Genomic DNA, 15,228 nt, shown 5'->3' on the forward strand with positions numbered 1-15,228 from the left:
CCCCACTGGGGGGGGGGGGGGCGCTCGCCCCCCCCCCGGCCCCCCGCGGGGGCCCCCGCCGACCAGCTCGACTTCTGGCGCAAGACGCTCGCCGACCTGCCCGACCGCCTGGAACTGCCCGCCGACCGGCCGCGCCCCGCCGAGCAGTCCCGCGCGGGCGGCAACGTCGAACTCGACCTGGACGCCGGGCTGCACACCGCCATCGCCGACCTCGCCTCCCGCAACGGCGCCACCGTCTTCATGGTCGTCCAAGCCGCCCTGGCCGCCATGCTCACCCGGCTCGGCGCGGGCACGGACATCCCCCTGGGCACACCGGTCGCGGGCCGTGACGACCCGGCGCTGGACGACCTGGTCGGCGTGTTCATCAACACCCTGGTGCTCCGCGTGAGCACCGGTGGCAACCCCTCGTTCCGCACCCTGCTGGAACGGGCGCGGGAGAGCGCCACGGCCGCGTTCGCCAACCCCGACGTGCCGTTCGAGCGCCTGGTGGAGGAGCTGCGGCCGGCCCGCTCGCTGGCCAGGCACCCGCTGTTCCAGGTCATGCTGGTCTTCCAGCGGGAACTGCCCGCGACGGTGGACCTGGGCGGGGTCGAGGCGGGCGTCGAGGTGGTGAACGCCGGCGTCGCCCAGTGCGACCTCACCGTCGAGGTGCACGAGCGCCGCGGCCCCGACGGCGCGCGCCTCGGCATCCGGGGCATGGTCGAGTACAGCACCGACCTGTACGACCGGCGCACGGTCGAGGAGCTGGTCGAGCGGCTGGTGCTGTTGCTGCGGGGCGCGGTCGCCGACCCCGACACCCCGGTCGGCGACCTGCCCGTGCTGTCCGCCGCCGAGGCGCGCGGTGTGGCCGCCGACTGGATGGGCAGGACGGACCCCACCCACCTCCGCCCGGTCCCCGAGCTGTTCGCCGCCCAGGCCGCCGCGACCCCGGAGGCGACCGCCGTCGAGTGCGCCGGCGCGAGTGCCACCTACGCCGAGCTGGACCGGCGCACCGACCGGCTCGCCCACGCGTTGATCGCCCGGGGCGTGGGCCCGGAGGACATCGTCGCCCTGGCCATGCCCCGGTCGGTGGACCTGGTCGTGGCGTGGCTCGCCACGATGAAGGCCGGCGCCGCCGTGCTGCCGCTCGACCTGGGCTACCCCGTGGAGCGGGTGCGCGGTCTCGTGGACGACGCCCGCCCGGTGCTGGCGCTGACCCTGTCGACCGCGCCGCCCCCGGACCTCGGCGTGCCCGTGCTGGATGTGGACGGCCCCGCCGCCGAGGGCCGCGACGCGCCGGTCACGCCGGAGGACCGGCTCGGCCCGCTGACCGTCGACAGCGTCGCCTACGTCATCTACACCTCCGGTTCCACGGGGCGGCCGAAGGGCGTGGCCGTGACGCACCGCGGGATCGGCAACGTGGCGCACGCGCACATCGACCCCGTGGGGATGGGACCCGGCAGCCGCTTCACGCTGCTGGTGTCCATCGGGTTCGACGTCGCCATGTCCGACATCACGGTGGCGCTGACCAGCGGGGCGACGCTCGTGCTGCCGCCACCGGGATTCGTGGCCGCCGGTGAGGAACTCGGCCGGTTCCTGGCGGACGAACGCGTGACCCACATCAACCTGGTCGCCTCGATGCTCGGCTCGGTGCCCGGCCCGCCGCCGCTGCCCGCGCTGCGGGGTCTGTTCGTCGGCGGCGAGCCGCTGTCGGCCGAGCTGGTCGCGGCCTGGTCCCCGGACCGGTTGATGATGCAGGCGTACGGCCCGACCGAGACCACCGTCGTGGCCACCATGAGCGAGCCGCTGTCCGGTCCCGGAACTCCGCCGATCGGCCGGCCGGTGGCGAACTCGGTGGCCCGCGTGCTCGACGGCCGCCTGCGGCAGGTGCCGCCCGGTGTGCCGGGGGAGCTGTACATCGGCGGCGTCGGCGTGGCGCGCGGCTACCTGCACCGCCCCGCGCTGACCGCGGAGCGGTTCGTGGCCGACCCGTACGGCCCGCCGGGGGCGCGCCTGTACCGCACCGGCGACCTGGTGAAGTGGCGGCGCGACGGCAACCTCGACTTCCTGGGCCGGGTGGACCACCAGGTGAAGGTGCGCGGCTTCCGCATCGAACCCGGCGAGATCGAGGCCGTGCTGGCCGCCCGGCCGGGCGTGGCGCAGGTCGTGGTGGTGCCGCGCCAGGAACGCACCGGCGGCAAGCGGCTGGTCGCCTACGCGGTGCCCGAGCCGGGCGCGGTGCTCGACCCCGCCGCGTTGCGCGACGACGTGCGGGCCGTGCTGCCGGACTACATGGTGCCCTCGGCGCTCGTCGTGCTCGACGCGTTGCCGCTGACCCCCAACGGCAAGGTGGACCGGGCCGCGCTGCCCGAACCCGCCCCGGTGCGGGCCGGGGCGGGCGCGCCGCCGCGCACCCGCGCCGAACGCCTGCTCGCCGGCCACTTCGCCGAGGTCCTGGGACTCCCGGCGGTCGGGGTGGACGACGACTTCTTCGAACTGGGCGGCCACTCGCTGCTCGCCACCCGGCTCGTCGGCCGGGTGCGCGCCGCGCTCGGCGTGGACCTCGGCATCCGCGCGGTGTTCGAGGCGCCCACCGTGGCGCAGCTCGCCGTCGTGCTCGACGGCACGACGTCCGCCGTGCCCGCGCCGCGGCGGGTCGAGCTGCCCGACGCCGTGCCGCTGTCGGCCGCCCAACGCAGGCTCTGGTTCCTCAACCGGCTCGACCACGCGGGCGGCGTCTACAACCTGCCCCTGGCCGTGCGCCTGACCGGCCCGCTCGACCGGAACGCGCTCGTCGCCGCCCTGGGCGACCTGGTGGACCGGCACGAGGCGCTGCGCACCGTCCACCCCGACGACGGCGACGGGCCGCGCCAGGTCGTGCTCGACACCGCGCGGGCCTTCCACCCGCCCGCCGTCGTGCGCGTGACCGAGGACGAGCTGCCGGGCCTGCTGGCGTCCGCCGCGGCGCGCGGCTTCGACCTGACGCGCGAGCCGCCGCTGCGGACCGAGCTGTTCGAAGTGGACGACGAGCGGCACGTGCTGCTCCTGCTGTTCCACCACATCGCCGCCGACGGCTGGTCGGTCGGTCCGCTGTGCCGCGACCTGTCCGCCGCCTACGCCGCCCGCCGCGACGGCCGCGCACCCGACTGGGCGCCCCTCCCGGTGCGCTACGCCGACTTCGCCGTGTGGCAGCGGGACCTGCTCGCGACGGAGGACGACCCCGACAGCGCCGTCGCCGCGCAGGTCGCGTTCTGGAGGTCGGCGCTGGACGGGCTGCCCGAGGCGGTGCCGCTGCCCGTGGACCGGCCACGTGCCGCCCGCGCCGCGCACCGGGGCGGCAGGACCGCGCTGCGCCTGGACGCCGAGCTGCACCGCGACCTGCTGTCGCTGGGCCGCTCCGCGCGGGCGAGCCTGTTCATGGTGCTGCACGCGGGTCTGGCCGCCGCGCTGACCCGGCTCGGCGCGGGCCCGGACATCCCCGTCGGCACGCCGACCGCCGGGCGCGTGGACAGCGTGCTGGACGACGTGGTCGGCTTCTTCGTCAACACCCTGGTGCTGCGCGTGGACACGGGCGGCGACCCGACCTTCGCCGAGGTGCTGGACCGGGCGCGCCGGACCGACCTGGCCGCCTACTCCCGGGCCGACGTGCCGTTCGAGCGGCTGGTGGAACTGCTCAACCCGACCCGTTCGGCCGCGGTGAACCCCTTGTTCCAGACCATGCTGGTGTTCCAGGAGGACGACGACCCGCTGCCCGTCCTCCCCGGACTCGTCGTGGCCCCGGAACCGGTGGAGCTGCCGGTGTCCCGGTTCGACCTGACCGTGCGGTTCACCGCCCGCACCGGACCGGACGGCCCGGCGGGCGTGGACGGCGTGGTCGAGTACGACCGGGACCTGTTCGACGACGACACCGCGGACGCCTTCGCCCGCCGGCTCGAACTGCTGCTGCGCGCGGCCGCGACCGCGCCCGGCACCCCGCTGTCCGAACTGGACTTCCTGCTGCCCGCCGAGCGCGCCGAGCCGGGCCGGTGGACGCCGGTCGACGTGCCGCCCCGGCCGGTGCACGCGATGGTCGAGGAGCAGGTGGCCCGCACCCCGGACGCGGTGGCGGTGGTGGCACGCGGCGTCGAGCTGACCTACCGGGAGCTGGACGCCCGCGCGAACCGGCTGGCCCGGCTGCTGGTGGCGCGGGGCGCGGGACCGGAGCGGGTGGTCGCCCTGGTCGCGAGCCGCACCGCCGACACGGTGGTCGCGCTGCTGGCCGTGCTCAAGGCGGGCGCGGCCTACCTGCCGGTCGAACCGGACCACCCGCGTGAGCGGGTCGCGTTCGTGCTGGACGACGCCCGCCCGGTCCTGCTGCTCGCCGACGCCGCCGCGCGCGCCGCCCTGCCCGCGACCGACGTGCCGGTCCTGACCCTGCAGGACGCCGCGGCGGCGGACCACCCGGCACACCCGCTCACCGACGCCGACCGGACCGCGCCCGTGCTCCCCGCCCACCCGGCCTACCTCATCTACACCTCCGGCTCGACCGGCCGGCCCAAGGCGGTGGTGGTGGAGCACCGCTCGGTCGCCGACTACCTGGCCTGGACCTCCCGCGAGTACCGGGGTCCGGCCGGGGTGGCGCTGGTGCACTCGCCGATCTCGTTCGACCTGACCGTGACGGCGCTGTTCACCCCGCTGGTCACCGGCGGACGGGTGGTGCTCGCGCCGCTGACCGACCCCGACCCGGAGGGCGCGGCGGCGCTGCGGCGCACCCCCACCACGTTCCTCAAGGCCACCCCGAGCCACCTGCCGCTGCTGGAGCTGCTGCCCGACGAGTTCTCCCCGACCGAGGAGCTGCTGCTCGGCGGGGAGGCGCTCACCGGCGAGGCGCTGCGGACCTGGCGGCAGCGGCACCCCGGCGCGACGGTGCGCAACGTCTACGGCCCCACCGAGGCCACGGTCAACTGCGCCGAGCACCGCATCGCGCCCGGTGACCCCGTCGCGCCCGGACCGGTGCCCATCGGCCGGGCGCAGGCGGGCGCGCGCCTGTACGTGCTCGACGACGACCTGCGGCCGGTGCCCACCGGGGTGCCCGGCGAGCTGCACATCGCCGGCACCGGGCTCGCCCGCGGCTACCTGGGCCGCCCCGGGCTGACGGCCGAGCGGTTCGTCGCCGACCCGTACGGACCGCCCGGCTCCCGGATGTACCGCACCGGCGACGTGGTCCGCCGGCGCGCGGACGGCGAGTTGGTCTTCCTGGGCCGGGTGGACGACCAGGTGAAGCTGCGCGGCCACCGGATCGAACCGGGCGAGGTGGAGGTCGTGCTGACGGCGCACCCCCACGTGGAGCGCGCCGTGGTGGTGGTGCGCGAGGACGTGCCGGGCGACCGCCGACTGGTCGGCTACCTCGTCCCGGCCGTCGGCACGGCCGCGTCGGAGGTGGACGTCGACGCGGTGCGCGCCGCCGCCACCGGCGCGCTGCCCGAGTACATGATGCCGTCGGCGCTGGTCGTGCTCGACGCCGTGCCGCTGACCCGCAACGGCAAGGTGGACCGGGCGGCCCTGCCCGCGCCCCGGCACGACGGCCCGGCGGGCACGGCCCGGTCGCACCGCTCGCCCCGCGAAGCCGTGCTGGCCGGGTTGTTCGCCGAGACGCTGGGCGTGCCCGCCGTGGGACCGGACGACGACTTCTTCCGGCTGGGCGGGCACTCGCTGCTCGCCGTCCGCCTGGTCGACCGCGTCCGCTCCGCGCTGGGCGTGGACGTCGGCATCCGGGGCGTGTTCGAGGCCCCGACCCCGGCCGCGCTGGCCCGCCTCGCCGGGACGGCTCCCGGCACGGACCTCGACGTGCTGCTGCCGCTGCGACCGGGGGGCGACGACTCGCCGCTGTTCTGCGTGCACCCCGCCGTCGGCCTCGGCTGGGTCTACTCCGGGTTGTTGCGCCACCTCGACGTCCGCCACCCCGTGCACGCCCTGCAGTCACCGCTGTTCACCGGACCCGCCGGGGACGTCGCGTCGGTGGAGGACCTGGCGGAGCGGTACCTGGCCGAGATCCGCGCCGTGCACCCCGCCGGCCCGTACCACCTGCTCGGCTGGTCGTTCGGCGGCCTGGTCGCGCACGCCCTGGCCACCCGTCTCCAGCGGATGGGGGAGGAGGTCGCGCTGCTGGCCCTGCTGGACGCGTACCCGCCGGCCGGGCGACCGCAGACCGGGTGGGACGAGGCGACCGTGCTCGACGCCATCCTGGACTCCCTGGGCCTCCCGCCCGCGGGCGACGGCACCCACAGCGGCTTCCGCGCCGTGCTCGCCGAGCGCGGCAGCCCGCTCGCGGCCCTCGACGAGCACGTCGTGACCGCCATGGTCGACGCCTTCACCACGCACCTGGAGCTGACCGCCGCGTTCACCCCCGACCGGTTCCGGGGTGACCTCGTGCTGTTCCGCGCCACCGCCGACAAGGCCGACGGCGTGGCGCCGCCGTCGGCGTGGGCGCCGCACGTCACCGGAACCGTCGCGGTGACCGAGGTGGACGCCACCCACGGGGGGCTGCTCGCCCCCGGACCCGCCGCCGAGATCGGCCGCGTGCTGGGCGCACTGCTGGCACGACCAACCGGAGGAGCACGATGACCAACCCGTTCGAGGATCCCGACGCCACGTACCGCGTGCTCGTCAACGACGAGGGACAGCACTCGCTCTGGCCGGACTTCGCCGAGGTCCCCGCCGGGTGGACCGTCGCCCACGACTCCGACACCCGCGAGGCGTGCCTGGCCTACGTCGAGCGCCACTGGACCGACATGCGCCCGCGGAGCCTGGTGGAAGCCTCGGCCGAGGACTCCTCGCCGCGATGACCCGCACCCGCAACCCGTGGCACGTCCTGCTGGTGCTGTGCCTCGGGCAGTCGGTCGCGCTGATGGACACCACGATCGTGAACGTGGCCATCCCCGCGATCGTCGAGGGCACGGGCGCGACCGTGAACCAGGTGCTGTGGGTGCTCAACGGGTACGTGCTCACCTACGCGGTGCTGATCGTGACCGGCGGTCGGCTGGGCGACCTGTTCGGGCAGAAGCGCGCGTTCATGGCGGGACTCGGCCTGTTCATCACCGCGTCCGCGCTGTGCGGGCTGGCCGCCGACCCGGTGCAGCTGATCGCCGCCCGGCTGCTCCAGGGCGTGGGCGGCGCGGTGCTCACCCCGCAGGCGCTGGCGATCGTGTCGCACATCTTCCCGCCGGAACGGCGCGGCGCGGCGCTGGGCGTGTGGGGCGCGTTCGTCAGCGCGGCGGCGGCGATCGGCCCCACCGTGGGAGGGCTGCTCGTGTCGTCGCTGGGGTGGCGGTGGGTGTTCTTCGTGAACCTGCCGATCGGCCTGGCGGCGATCGCGCTGAGCGCGGTGGTCGTGCCCGACCTGCGCGGCGCCGGGAGGCGGCGGCTGGACGTGCGCGGCACGGTGGTGCTCATGGCCGCCCTCGCCGCGCTGGTCTACGCCCTGCTCGAAGGGGCGCGCCACTCCTGGGGCCGGCTGTGGGGCCCCGTCACGGCGCCGGCGCTGGTGGTGGCGGGCCTGGTGCTGCTGGTGGTGTTCTTCCTCGTGGAGCGGAGCCGGCAGGACCGCGACCCGCTCGTGCCGTTCGCCGTGCTGCGCGACCGCGAGTTCACCGTCATGTCGTTGGTGGTCGCCGCACTGCCCTCCGGCCTGGGCGCGATGCTGCTGCTGACCAGCATCAACCTCCAGTTCGGGCGAGGGCTGTCCGCCGCGGCCACCGGTCTGGCGCTGGCGGTGGCCCCGCTGGTGTCGGTGCTGGTGTCGCCGTTCGGCGGCCGGCTCACCGACCGCTTCGGCGGCAAGTACGTGCTGATCGTCGGGTTCGGGCTGTTCGCGGGGGGGATCGGCGCGCTGGCGCTGGCCGCCCGGCCCGACGTGGCGTGGACCGCGTCGGTGCCGGGCCTGGCGCTGGCGGGGGTCGGCATGGGGGTGGTGTTCTCCCCGCCGGCCACGATCGCCATGCGTGGGATCCCGCCCGCCCTGTCCGGCGCGGCGTCGGGCCTGTTCAACATGACGCGGCTGGGCGGGAGCCTGCTCGGTGCGGCGGCGGTCGGCGCGGTGCTGCAGAGTCGGTTGGCGGCGTCGTTCGCCGAAGTGGAAGGGCTTCCCGGTGACGTGGGCACGGCGGTGCGCCGATCCGTCGCGGGCGCCGAGGGCGTGGACCTCGCGGCGGTGCGGGACCTCGGCGGCCCGTCCTGGGACACGGTGTTCCAGCACGCCGTGCTGGATGCCGTGCGGTGGACCTACCTGTTGCCGGTCACGATAGTGGTGGCCGGGGCGTTGGGGGCGCTGGCGGTGCGGGCGCGCGCACCGGACGCCGTGCGCTGATCGCGTGCCGCTGCCGCGGAGGCGTGATCGTCGAACACGCGGGTCGAGCGGGTGGCGGGCCGAGGCCGGCGTCGCGTCGGACCGCCACCCGGCCCCCGCCCCGACCCGGGTGCCGGCCGACACCGCCGCGATCGCCTGCGCTCGACGGGCACCGGTGTCGGCCGACCGGACCCTCGAACGGAACCGGCGCCCCCCGACGTTCGTGGGGAGCCGCCGGTCGCGTCGGAGGCGGTGCTACCGCAGGCCGCGCTCGATCGCCTCGATGATCCGCGGCCGCAGGCCGGACGGCGGGATGATCGCGTCCACCGAGCCCACCTCCACCGCGCGCCGGATGCTGTGCACCCGGTCGAACTCGGCGGCCACCTCGGCCAGCTTCTCGGCCCGCACGGCGGTCCGGGTGCTCGCCAGTTCGGCGGTCAGCGCGGCACGCTCGCCGCCGCTGGACTCGGCCACGGCCGCCTCCAGCTTGCGCACCCGGGGGTCGTTCGCGGTGCGGCCGTCGACGTCACGGGCGAACACGACGGCCGCCGCCGGGGCGCCGCCGATGACCGACGCGAACGAACCCTCGACGGCCAGCACCGTCATGTTCGGGTTCAGCGCCTTGGAGAACACCACGAACGCGCCGCCGTGGTAGCGCGAGATCACGCAGAACACGATGGGGCCGCGGAAGTTCACGATCGCGCGGCCGATCTCGGCGCCGTACTCCAGCTGCAGCTCGCGCATCGACTCCGGCGAGCCGTCGAACCCGGACAGGTTCGCCAGCACCACCAGCGGCCGGTTGCCGCTGGCCGCGTTGATCGCCCGCGCGGCCTTCTTCGACGACTTGGGGAACAGCGTGCCCGCCGTGTAGGAGTCCGGGCCGTCGGTGGGCGGGAACCCGTGCCGCGGCACGGTCCGCGACTCGATGCCCAGCAGGCACACCGGGATGCCGCCGAGGTGGACGTCCTGCACCACGGCCGTGTCCGCGTCCGCCATGCCGCGCCACCGCTCCAGCACCGGGTGGTCCTGGTCGGCCAGCGCCCGCATCACCGTGCGGATGTCGAACGGCTTCTTGCGGTCCGGGTTGGCCTCGACCGAGAAGATCTCGCCCACGGTGGTGAACGGGCTGTCCGCCGAGCTGTGCGGGAACGCGCACACGTCGCGGTCCGCCGGGTCAGAGGTGGACGCCCGGCGCGGCGTGCTCTCGCCCGGCGCGACGAAGCTGTGCTCGTAGTGCGACATCAGCACGTCGCGGGCCGCGCGCAGGTCCGGCGCCCAGTACTGCGCCTGCCCGTTCGGGCCCATCACGCGGTCGTAGCCGCCGATGCCGAAGTTGTCCTCCGCCGACACGCCGCCGGAGAAGTCCAGCGACTGCTTGCCCGTCAGCACCATCGCCGAGTCCGGCGTCATCACCAGGATGCCCTTGGTGTGCATGAGCATCGTGGCCTCGGCGTTCCAGTACGGCTGGGCGCCGACGTTGATGCCCGCCACCACGACGTTGATCTCGCCGCCCGCCTGGGTGAACTCCACGATGCGCTTCAGCGCCGCCGCCACCCAGTCCATGTTCTCCGTGCCGGACGACATCGAGATCCGCGCGCCCGCGGACAACGCGAACCACTCGACCGGCACGCGCATCCGCTGGGCGAGGTCCAGCGCCGCGATGACCCGCGCGCACTCGGGCTCGGACAGCGCGCCCAGCGCCTTGGTCGGGTCGCCCAGCAGCGCCACCCGCGTCATGCCCTCGGGGTGCTTCGCGGTGGGCGTGCTGACCGTGCCGACGACGATCGCCGCTGTGTTGCGCCCGCGCGGCCGGTCCACGGCCACCAGCCCGCCGTCGACCAGGTCGTGCTCGACGAACGACCCGTCGGGGCCGGTGAGCACGTCGATCAGCTCGTACGGGTAGACGGTGCCGCGGCTGCGGGCCCGCAGCACGTTCTGGCGGTAGTCGTCCAGCGGTCGGACCGGGGCGGTCGGCGGCTTCCCGGCCGACACCCGCAGGCCACCGGCCGCGTCGTCGCCGATGCGCACGGCGATGTCGACCAGCGACCCGGTGGCCGCGTCGCGGCGGCGGGCCAGGAACAGCACCTCCTCCAGGTCGAGACCGGTCGTGGTGGGCAGCACGCGCTGCGCCACCGCGTCCAGGTTCTCCACGCCGAGGTCGGTCGGCGGCCACGCGTAGAGCACGATGCGGTTGGTCGCGGGCCGGTGACCGCCACCGTGCCGGCTGCGCGCCCGGCGGATGGCGTCCAGGCAGGCCGCCAGGACGTCCTCCGCGGCGGGCAGCGCCACGATCCGGCCGTCGTCGTCGCGCAACGGCGTCAGGTCGCGCACCTGGGCCAGCGCGACCAGGCGCTCGTCGGACGGGTTCTCCTTGGCCACGCAGCGGTAGAGGTAGACCTCCTCGTCCAGCGACGGCAGGCGGGTCAGGTCGAAGTCGCGCAGCCGGTCGAGCTGCATGCGCTCCGCGATGCGCGGGTGCAGGCCCCGCACCAGGCGTTCCTCCACCACGCCCGCCGGCGACCTGCGGAACGTGAAGTGGTGGTGCATCGCCTCGTCCCGGCGGCCCGCCACGGTGGTCGTGATGCGGTCCAGGCCCGCCGGCAGCGGCTGCGCGGCCAGCAGGTCGCTCAGCTTCGCGGCCATCTGCTCGTGCTCGGCCGGCCCGTCGGTCCACGTCACGTAGACGTCGGCGACCAGCGGCGCGTCACCGGCCACCTCGCCGAGCCCGCGCACCGCGTCGGCCAGCGCGGGGAAGTCCACCGCGGTGCTCACCACGCGGGTGTTCGCCGCCCGGTTCTCGGCCAGCACGAACACGCACCCGGCCGCGTCGGCCGACCGGATGCCGGTGAGCGCGTCGTTGCCGTAGTAGCGGCGGGCCAGCACTTCGAGCAGCGGCACGGGGTCGGCGCCCGGACGGCCGATGCGCTGGCCGAGCAGCCGCACCAGCGGCTCGGGGCTCGCCACCATGGCGGCGATCCGCTCGGCGCGGTCCGGCGCGTCGGGGTGGCGGTCGAGGTGGATCAGGTGCTTGCGCACCTCGGTGTGCACGCGGGCGCGGGAGCGCCGCAGCAGCGGCTGGGCGAACCAGCGGAACACCACGCCGCGTGCGAGGTCCGACACCGCCGGGAACCGGACCTGGGTCGCGGCGACGAGGTGCTCCAGCGCCAGGCCCACGGTGACGCGGTCGGCCTCGGCGGGCGGCCCCTCGGTCAGCCACTGCCTCAGCAGCGCGGCGACCACGGCGGAGTCCGACGCGGCGCGCTGCTGGGCGAGGAAGATGCGGAAGACCGCCTCCTCCAGCGCGGGCGTGCGCTCCAGGTCGGTGACGCCGTAGTTGGCCAGGGCCGTCGTCAGCCGCTGCCGGAACGTGTCGGACACGCCGGCCCGGTCCGGTTCGAGGCTGCGCAGGTAGGTGTGGAAGTACTCGCGCGGGCTCAGCACGCGGCTGTCGGGCTGCTCCTCGCCGACGGGCCGGTTGCGGCTCAGCTCGGACAGGTCCGCGAACACCCGCAGCAACCCGGCCTCCGCCGTCAGCGGGCGCTCGGGCAGCCCGGCGCGGGCGGCCAGGTAGTCGGCCTGGAGGCGGTCGGTGCGCGCCGGGTCGGTGTCGAAGCCGAGCAGCAGTTCGCGCAGGTCGCGCAGGTGGCGCTCGACCGCCTGCGCCGGCGGCTCGCCCTCGCCCCCGGCCGGCAGGTCCAGCTCGACGGCCGGACCCTGCCCGACCGGCGCGGCGGCCCCCTCGGCGTCACCCACGGGCTCCAGCCGCAGCAGCGGGGCGCCCGCGGGCACCTGGCTGCCCACCGACACCGCCGACTCGCGCAGGCGTGCCCGGAACGGCGCGCGCAGCACCGTCTCCATCTTCATCGCCTCGAGCACGAGGACCGGTGCGCCGGCCTCCACCTCGTCGCCCACCTCCAGCGGCGTGGCCACCACGAGCGCGGGCATGGGGGAGCGCAGCACGCCGCCCTCGTCACGGCTCACCCGGTGGCTCACGCCGTCGACCTCGACGTGGTGCACCGGGCCGTGCACGCCGGTCACGACGCGGAAGCGCACGCCGTTGACGGTGAGCTGGCCGGTGTGCGCGTCGAACCGGTGGACCTCGACCTCCGCCTCGCGCACCGGCCCCGACGCGGCCGAGACGCCGACCCGGAAGCGCCGGCCGCCGGTCCGCGCGACGTGCACGCGGTAACCCTGGCCGCGCAGGGTGAACTCCAGCGTGCGGCCGGCTTCGTGGCGGGTGTGCGGGCGGCCTCCGCGCGCGGAGGTGAACAGCTGCTGGTGGGCCAGGCGCTCCTCGTCCTGGTAGACCTCGATCGCGGCGGAGGCCAGGGCGATCGCGGAGTGCCGGTGCACGACCAGGCCGCCCTCGGCGCGGACCCGGTCGATCCAGCCGGTGTCGGCCGTCGCGTCCACGACGGCGGGCTCGTCGAGCAGTTCGAGCACGAAGCTCTTGTTGGTCGCGCCGCCCTCGATGATCACGGTGGTCTCGGCCAGCGCGCGGCGCAGCCGGGCCAGCGCCTCGGCGCGGTCGCGGCCGTGGGCGATGATCTTGGCGATCATCGAGTCGAAGTCCGGCGGGATGCCGTCGCCCTCGCTGACGCCGGTGTCGACCCGGATGCCCGGACCGGAGGGCAGCTCCAGCCGCTCGATGCGGCCGGGGCACGGCGCGAAGTCGCGGTCGGGGTCCTCGGCGTTCAGCCGGGCCTCGATGGCGTGACCGGTCTCGACGGGCTTGACGCCCTCCAGCCGCCCGCCCGAGGCCACGTGCAGCTGGGCGCGCACCAGGTCGAACCCGGTGGTGATCTCGGTGATCGGGTGCTCGACCTGCAGGCGGGTGTTGACCTCCAGGAACGCGAACTGCTCCTCGCCCGGGTGGTACAGGAACTCGACGGTGCACGCGCCCCGGTAGCCCACCGCCAGCGCCAGCCGCTCGGCCGACGCCTTCAGGTCGGCGACCTGACCGGGCCGCAGCACCGGCGACGCCGACTCCTCGATGATCTTCTGGTTGCGCCGCTGCACCGAGCAGTCCCGCACGCCCAGCGCCCACGCCGTGCCCTGGCCGTCGGCGATGACCTGCACCTCGACGTGACGGGCGCCGGTGACCAGGCGCTCCAGGAACATCACGCCGCTGCCGAAGGCGCGCTCGGCCTCCTGGCTGGTGCGGTCGAACGCCTCGACCAGCTCCTGCTCGGAGGTGATCATGCGGATGCCCCGGCCGCCGCCACCCGCGGTGGCCTTGAGCATCAGCGGGTAACCGACCTCGCGGGCGGCGCGCAGGGCCGCGTCGAGGTCCTCGACCTCGCCCCGGCTCCACGGCGCGACCGGGACCCCGACCTCCTCGGCGATCAGCTTGGCGCCGATCTTGTCGCCGAGCTTGCGCATGGCCTCCGGGCTCGGTCCGATGAAGGTCACGCCGATGCGCTCGCACAGCTCGGCGAACGCCGGGTCCTCGGCCACGAAGCCCCACCCGACCCAGGCCGCGTCCGCGCCGGACTCCACCAGCGCCTTCTCCAGGACCGCCAGGTCCAGGTACGGCCGGTCGGCCGCCCGGCCGAGGGGTTGCGCCACGTCGGCTTCCCGCACGAAGGTGGCTGTGCTGTCGACGTCGGTGTGCAGGGCCACGGTCTCGATGGGAGACCCGGTCTCGGCGGCGAGGTCGCGAACGGCGTGGATGAGCCGCATGGCGGCTTCGCCCCGGTTGACGATGGCGATTCGGGAGAACAAGAACGAGCTCCTCGTGGGCTTGCGGTCTGGGGTGACCGTCGAGGACAAGCTTTTCTGTGCGGCCCCGCATTGCCAACGGTGGGCGCTAGGCGTGTCGCAGCGCCAGTGTTGTGGGAACCCTACAAAAGCGTGGCATCGGGTGGCCGTGACGTGCGCGGCGCCGCACCGCGCGGGCGCCACCGGTCCTTCCGCACGGGACGAGCCCGGCCGGTCACCGGGGTGATCGGCCGGGCTCGTCGGGGAGCCGGATCAGGCGAGGTCGAACCGGTCGAGTTCCATGACCTTGGTCCAGGCCGCGACGAAGTCCGTGACGAACTTCTCGCGGGCGTCCTCGCTGGCGTAGACCTCCGAGAGGGCCCGCAGCTGGGAGTTGGAGCCGAAGACGAGGTCGACCGACGTGGCCGTCCACTTCAGCTCGTCGGTGGCCGCGTCCCGGATCTCGTACACGTGCTCCTCGGACTCCGACGCCTTCCACCGGGTGCCCGGCGACAGCAGGTTGGTGAAGAAGTCGTTGGTGAGCACGCCCGGCCGGTCGGTGAAGACGCCGTGCCGGGTGCCGTTGAAGTTCGTCCCGAGGGAACGCAGGCCGCCGATGAGGACGGTCATCTCCGGCGCCGACAGGCCGAGCATGTAGGCGCGGTCGACCAGCAGCACCTCGGGCTGGAGCTTCTCACCGGACCGCACGTAGTTGCGGAACCCGTCGGCGCGCGGCTCCAGGAACTGGAACGACTCGACATCGGTCTGCTCCTGGGCGGCGTCGGTGCGACCCGGGCGGAACGGCACGGTCACGTCGAAGCCGGCGTCGCGCGCCGCCCTCTCGACCGCGGCCGAGCCGGCGAGCACGATCAGGTCGGCGAGGGAGATCTTCGCGCCGCCCGCCTCGTTGAACTCCCGCTGGACGCCCTCCAGGACCTCCAGCACCTTCTCGAGCTGCCCGGGCTGGTTGACCTCCCAGTTGCGCTGCGGCTCGAGGCGGATGCGGGCGCCGTTCGCGCCGCCGCGCTTGTCCGTGGTGCGGAAGGTCGCGGCGGAGGCCCAGGCGGTGGTGACCAGCTCGGCGGTGGTGAGGCCGCAGTCGAGCACCTTGGCCTTGAGCGCCGCGATGTCCGCGTCGCCCCCCAGCGAGTGGGCGACGGCCGGCCCCCGGTCCGGCCCCAGCTGCGCCGCGGGGACCCACCGCCCCACGTATCGGCGGTCCCGCC

General features: G+C 75.2%; 5 protein-coding genes. 3 read left to right on the forward strand and 2 right to left on the reverse strand.

The window, feature by feature from the left end; genetic code table 11:
* From ACFXGA_RS11430 to ACFXGA_RS11440, 3 genes are all read left to right on the forward strand, one after another.
* The coding region (locus tag ACFXGA_RS11430; RefSeq protein ID WP_378086708.1) for an amino acid adenylation domain-containing protein at nucleotides 1-6,582 on the forward strand (6,582 nt) is incomplete at its 5' end.
* Nucleotides 6,579-6,803, forward strand: coding sequence for an MbtH family protein (locus tag ACFXGA_RS11435; protein ID WP_378086710.1), 225 nt, complete (start codon nucleotides 6,579-6,581; stop codon nucleotides 6,801-6,803). The genes ACFXGA_RS11430 and ACFXGA_RS11435, both read left to right, overlap by 4 nt.
* Nucleotides 6,800-8,323, forward strand: a complete 1,524-nt coding sequence (locus ACFXGA_RS11440; RefSeq protein WP_378086712.1) for an MFS transporter — start codon at nucleotides 6,800-6,802, stop codon at nucleotides 8,321-8,323. Before ACFXGA_RS11435 ends, ACFXGA_RS11440 begins: the two co-directional genes overlap by 4 nt.
* Nucleotides 8,324-8,557: 234 nt before the next feature.
* Here the strand turns inward: ACFXGA_RS11440 and ACFXGA_RS11445 are convergent, their stop codons facing one another.
* Nucleotides 8,558-14,026 carry a carboxyl transferase domain-containing protein gene (locus tag ACFXGA_RS11445; RefSeq protein WP_378086714.1) on the reverse strand — a complete coding sequence of 1,823 codons (5,469 nt, stop codon included), beginning with the start codon at nucleotides 14,024-14,026 and terminating at the stop codon, nucleotides 8,558-8,560.
* A 249-nt stretch (nucleotides 14,027-14,275) separates the two neighbouring features.
* A partial coding sequence (locus tag ACFXGA_RS11450) for a peroxidase family protein (RefSeq protein WP_378086716.1) occupies nucleotides 14,276-15,228 on the reverse strand: 953 nt, incomplete at its 5' end.

The sequence above is a fragment of the Actinosynnema sp. NPDC059335 genome, assembly GCF_042752395.1.
Taxonomy (GTDB): Bacteria; Actinomycetota; Actinomycetes; order Mycobacteriales; family Pseudonocardiaceae; genus Actinosynnema.

Excerpts from the sequence above, each read along its gene's own strand:
- ACFXGA_RS11435 (WP_378086710.1), top strand. The coding sequence starts at position 6,579 with ATGACCAACCCGTTCGAGGATCCCGACGCCACGTACCGCGTGCTCGTC.
- ACFXGA_RS11440 (WP_378086712.1), top strand. The coding sequence starts at position 6,800 with ATGACCCGCACCCGCAACCCGTGGCACGTCCTGCTGGTGCTGTGCCTC.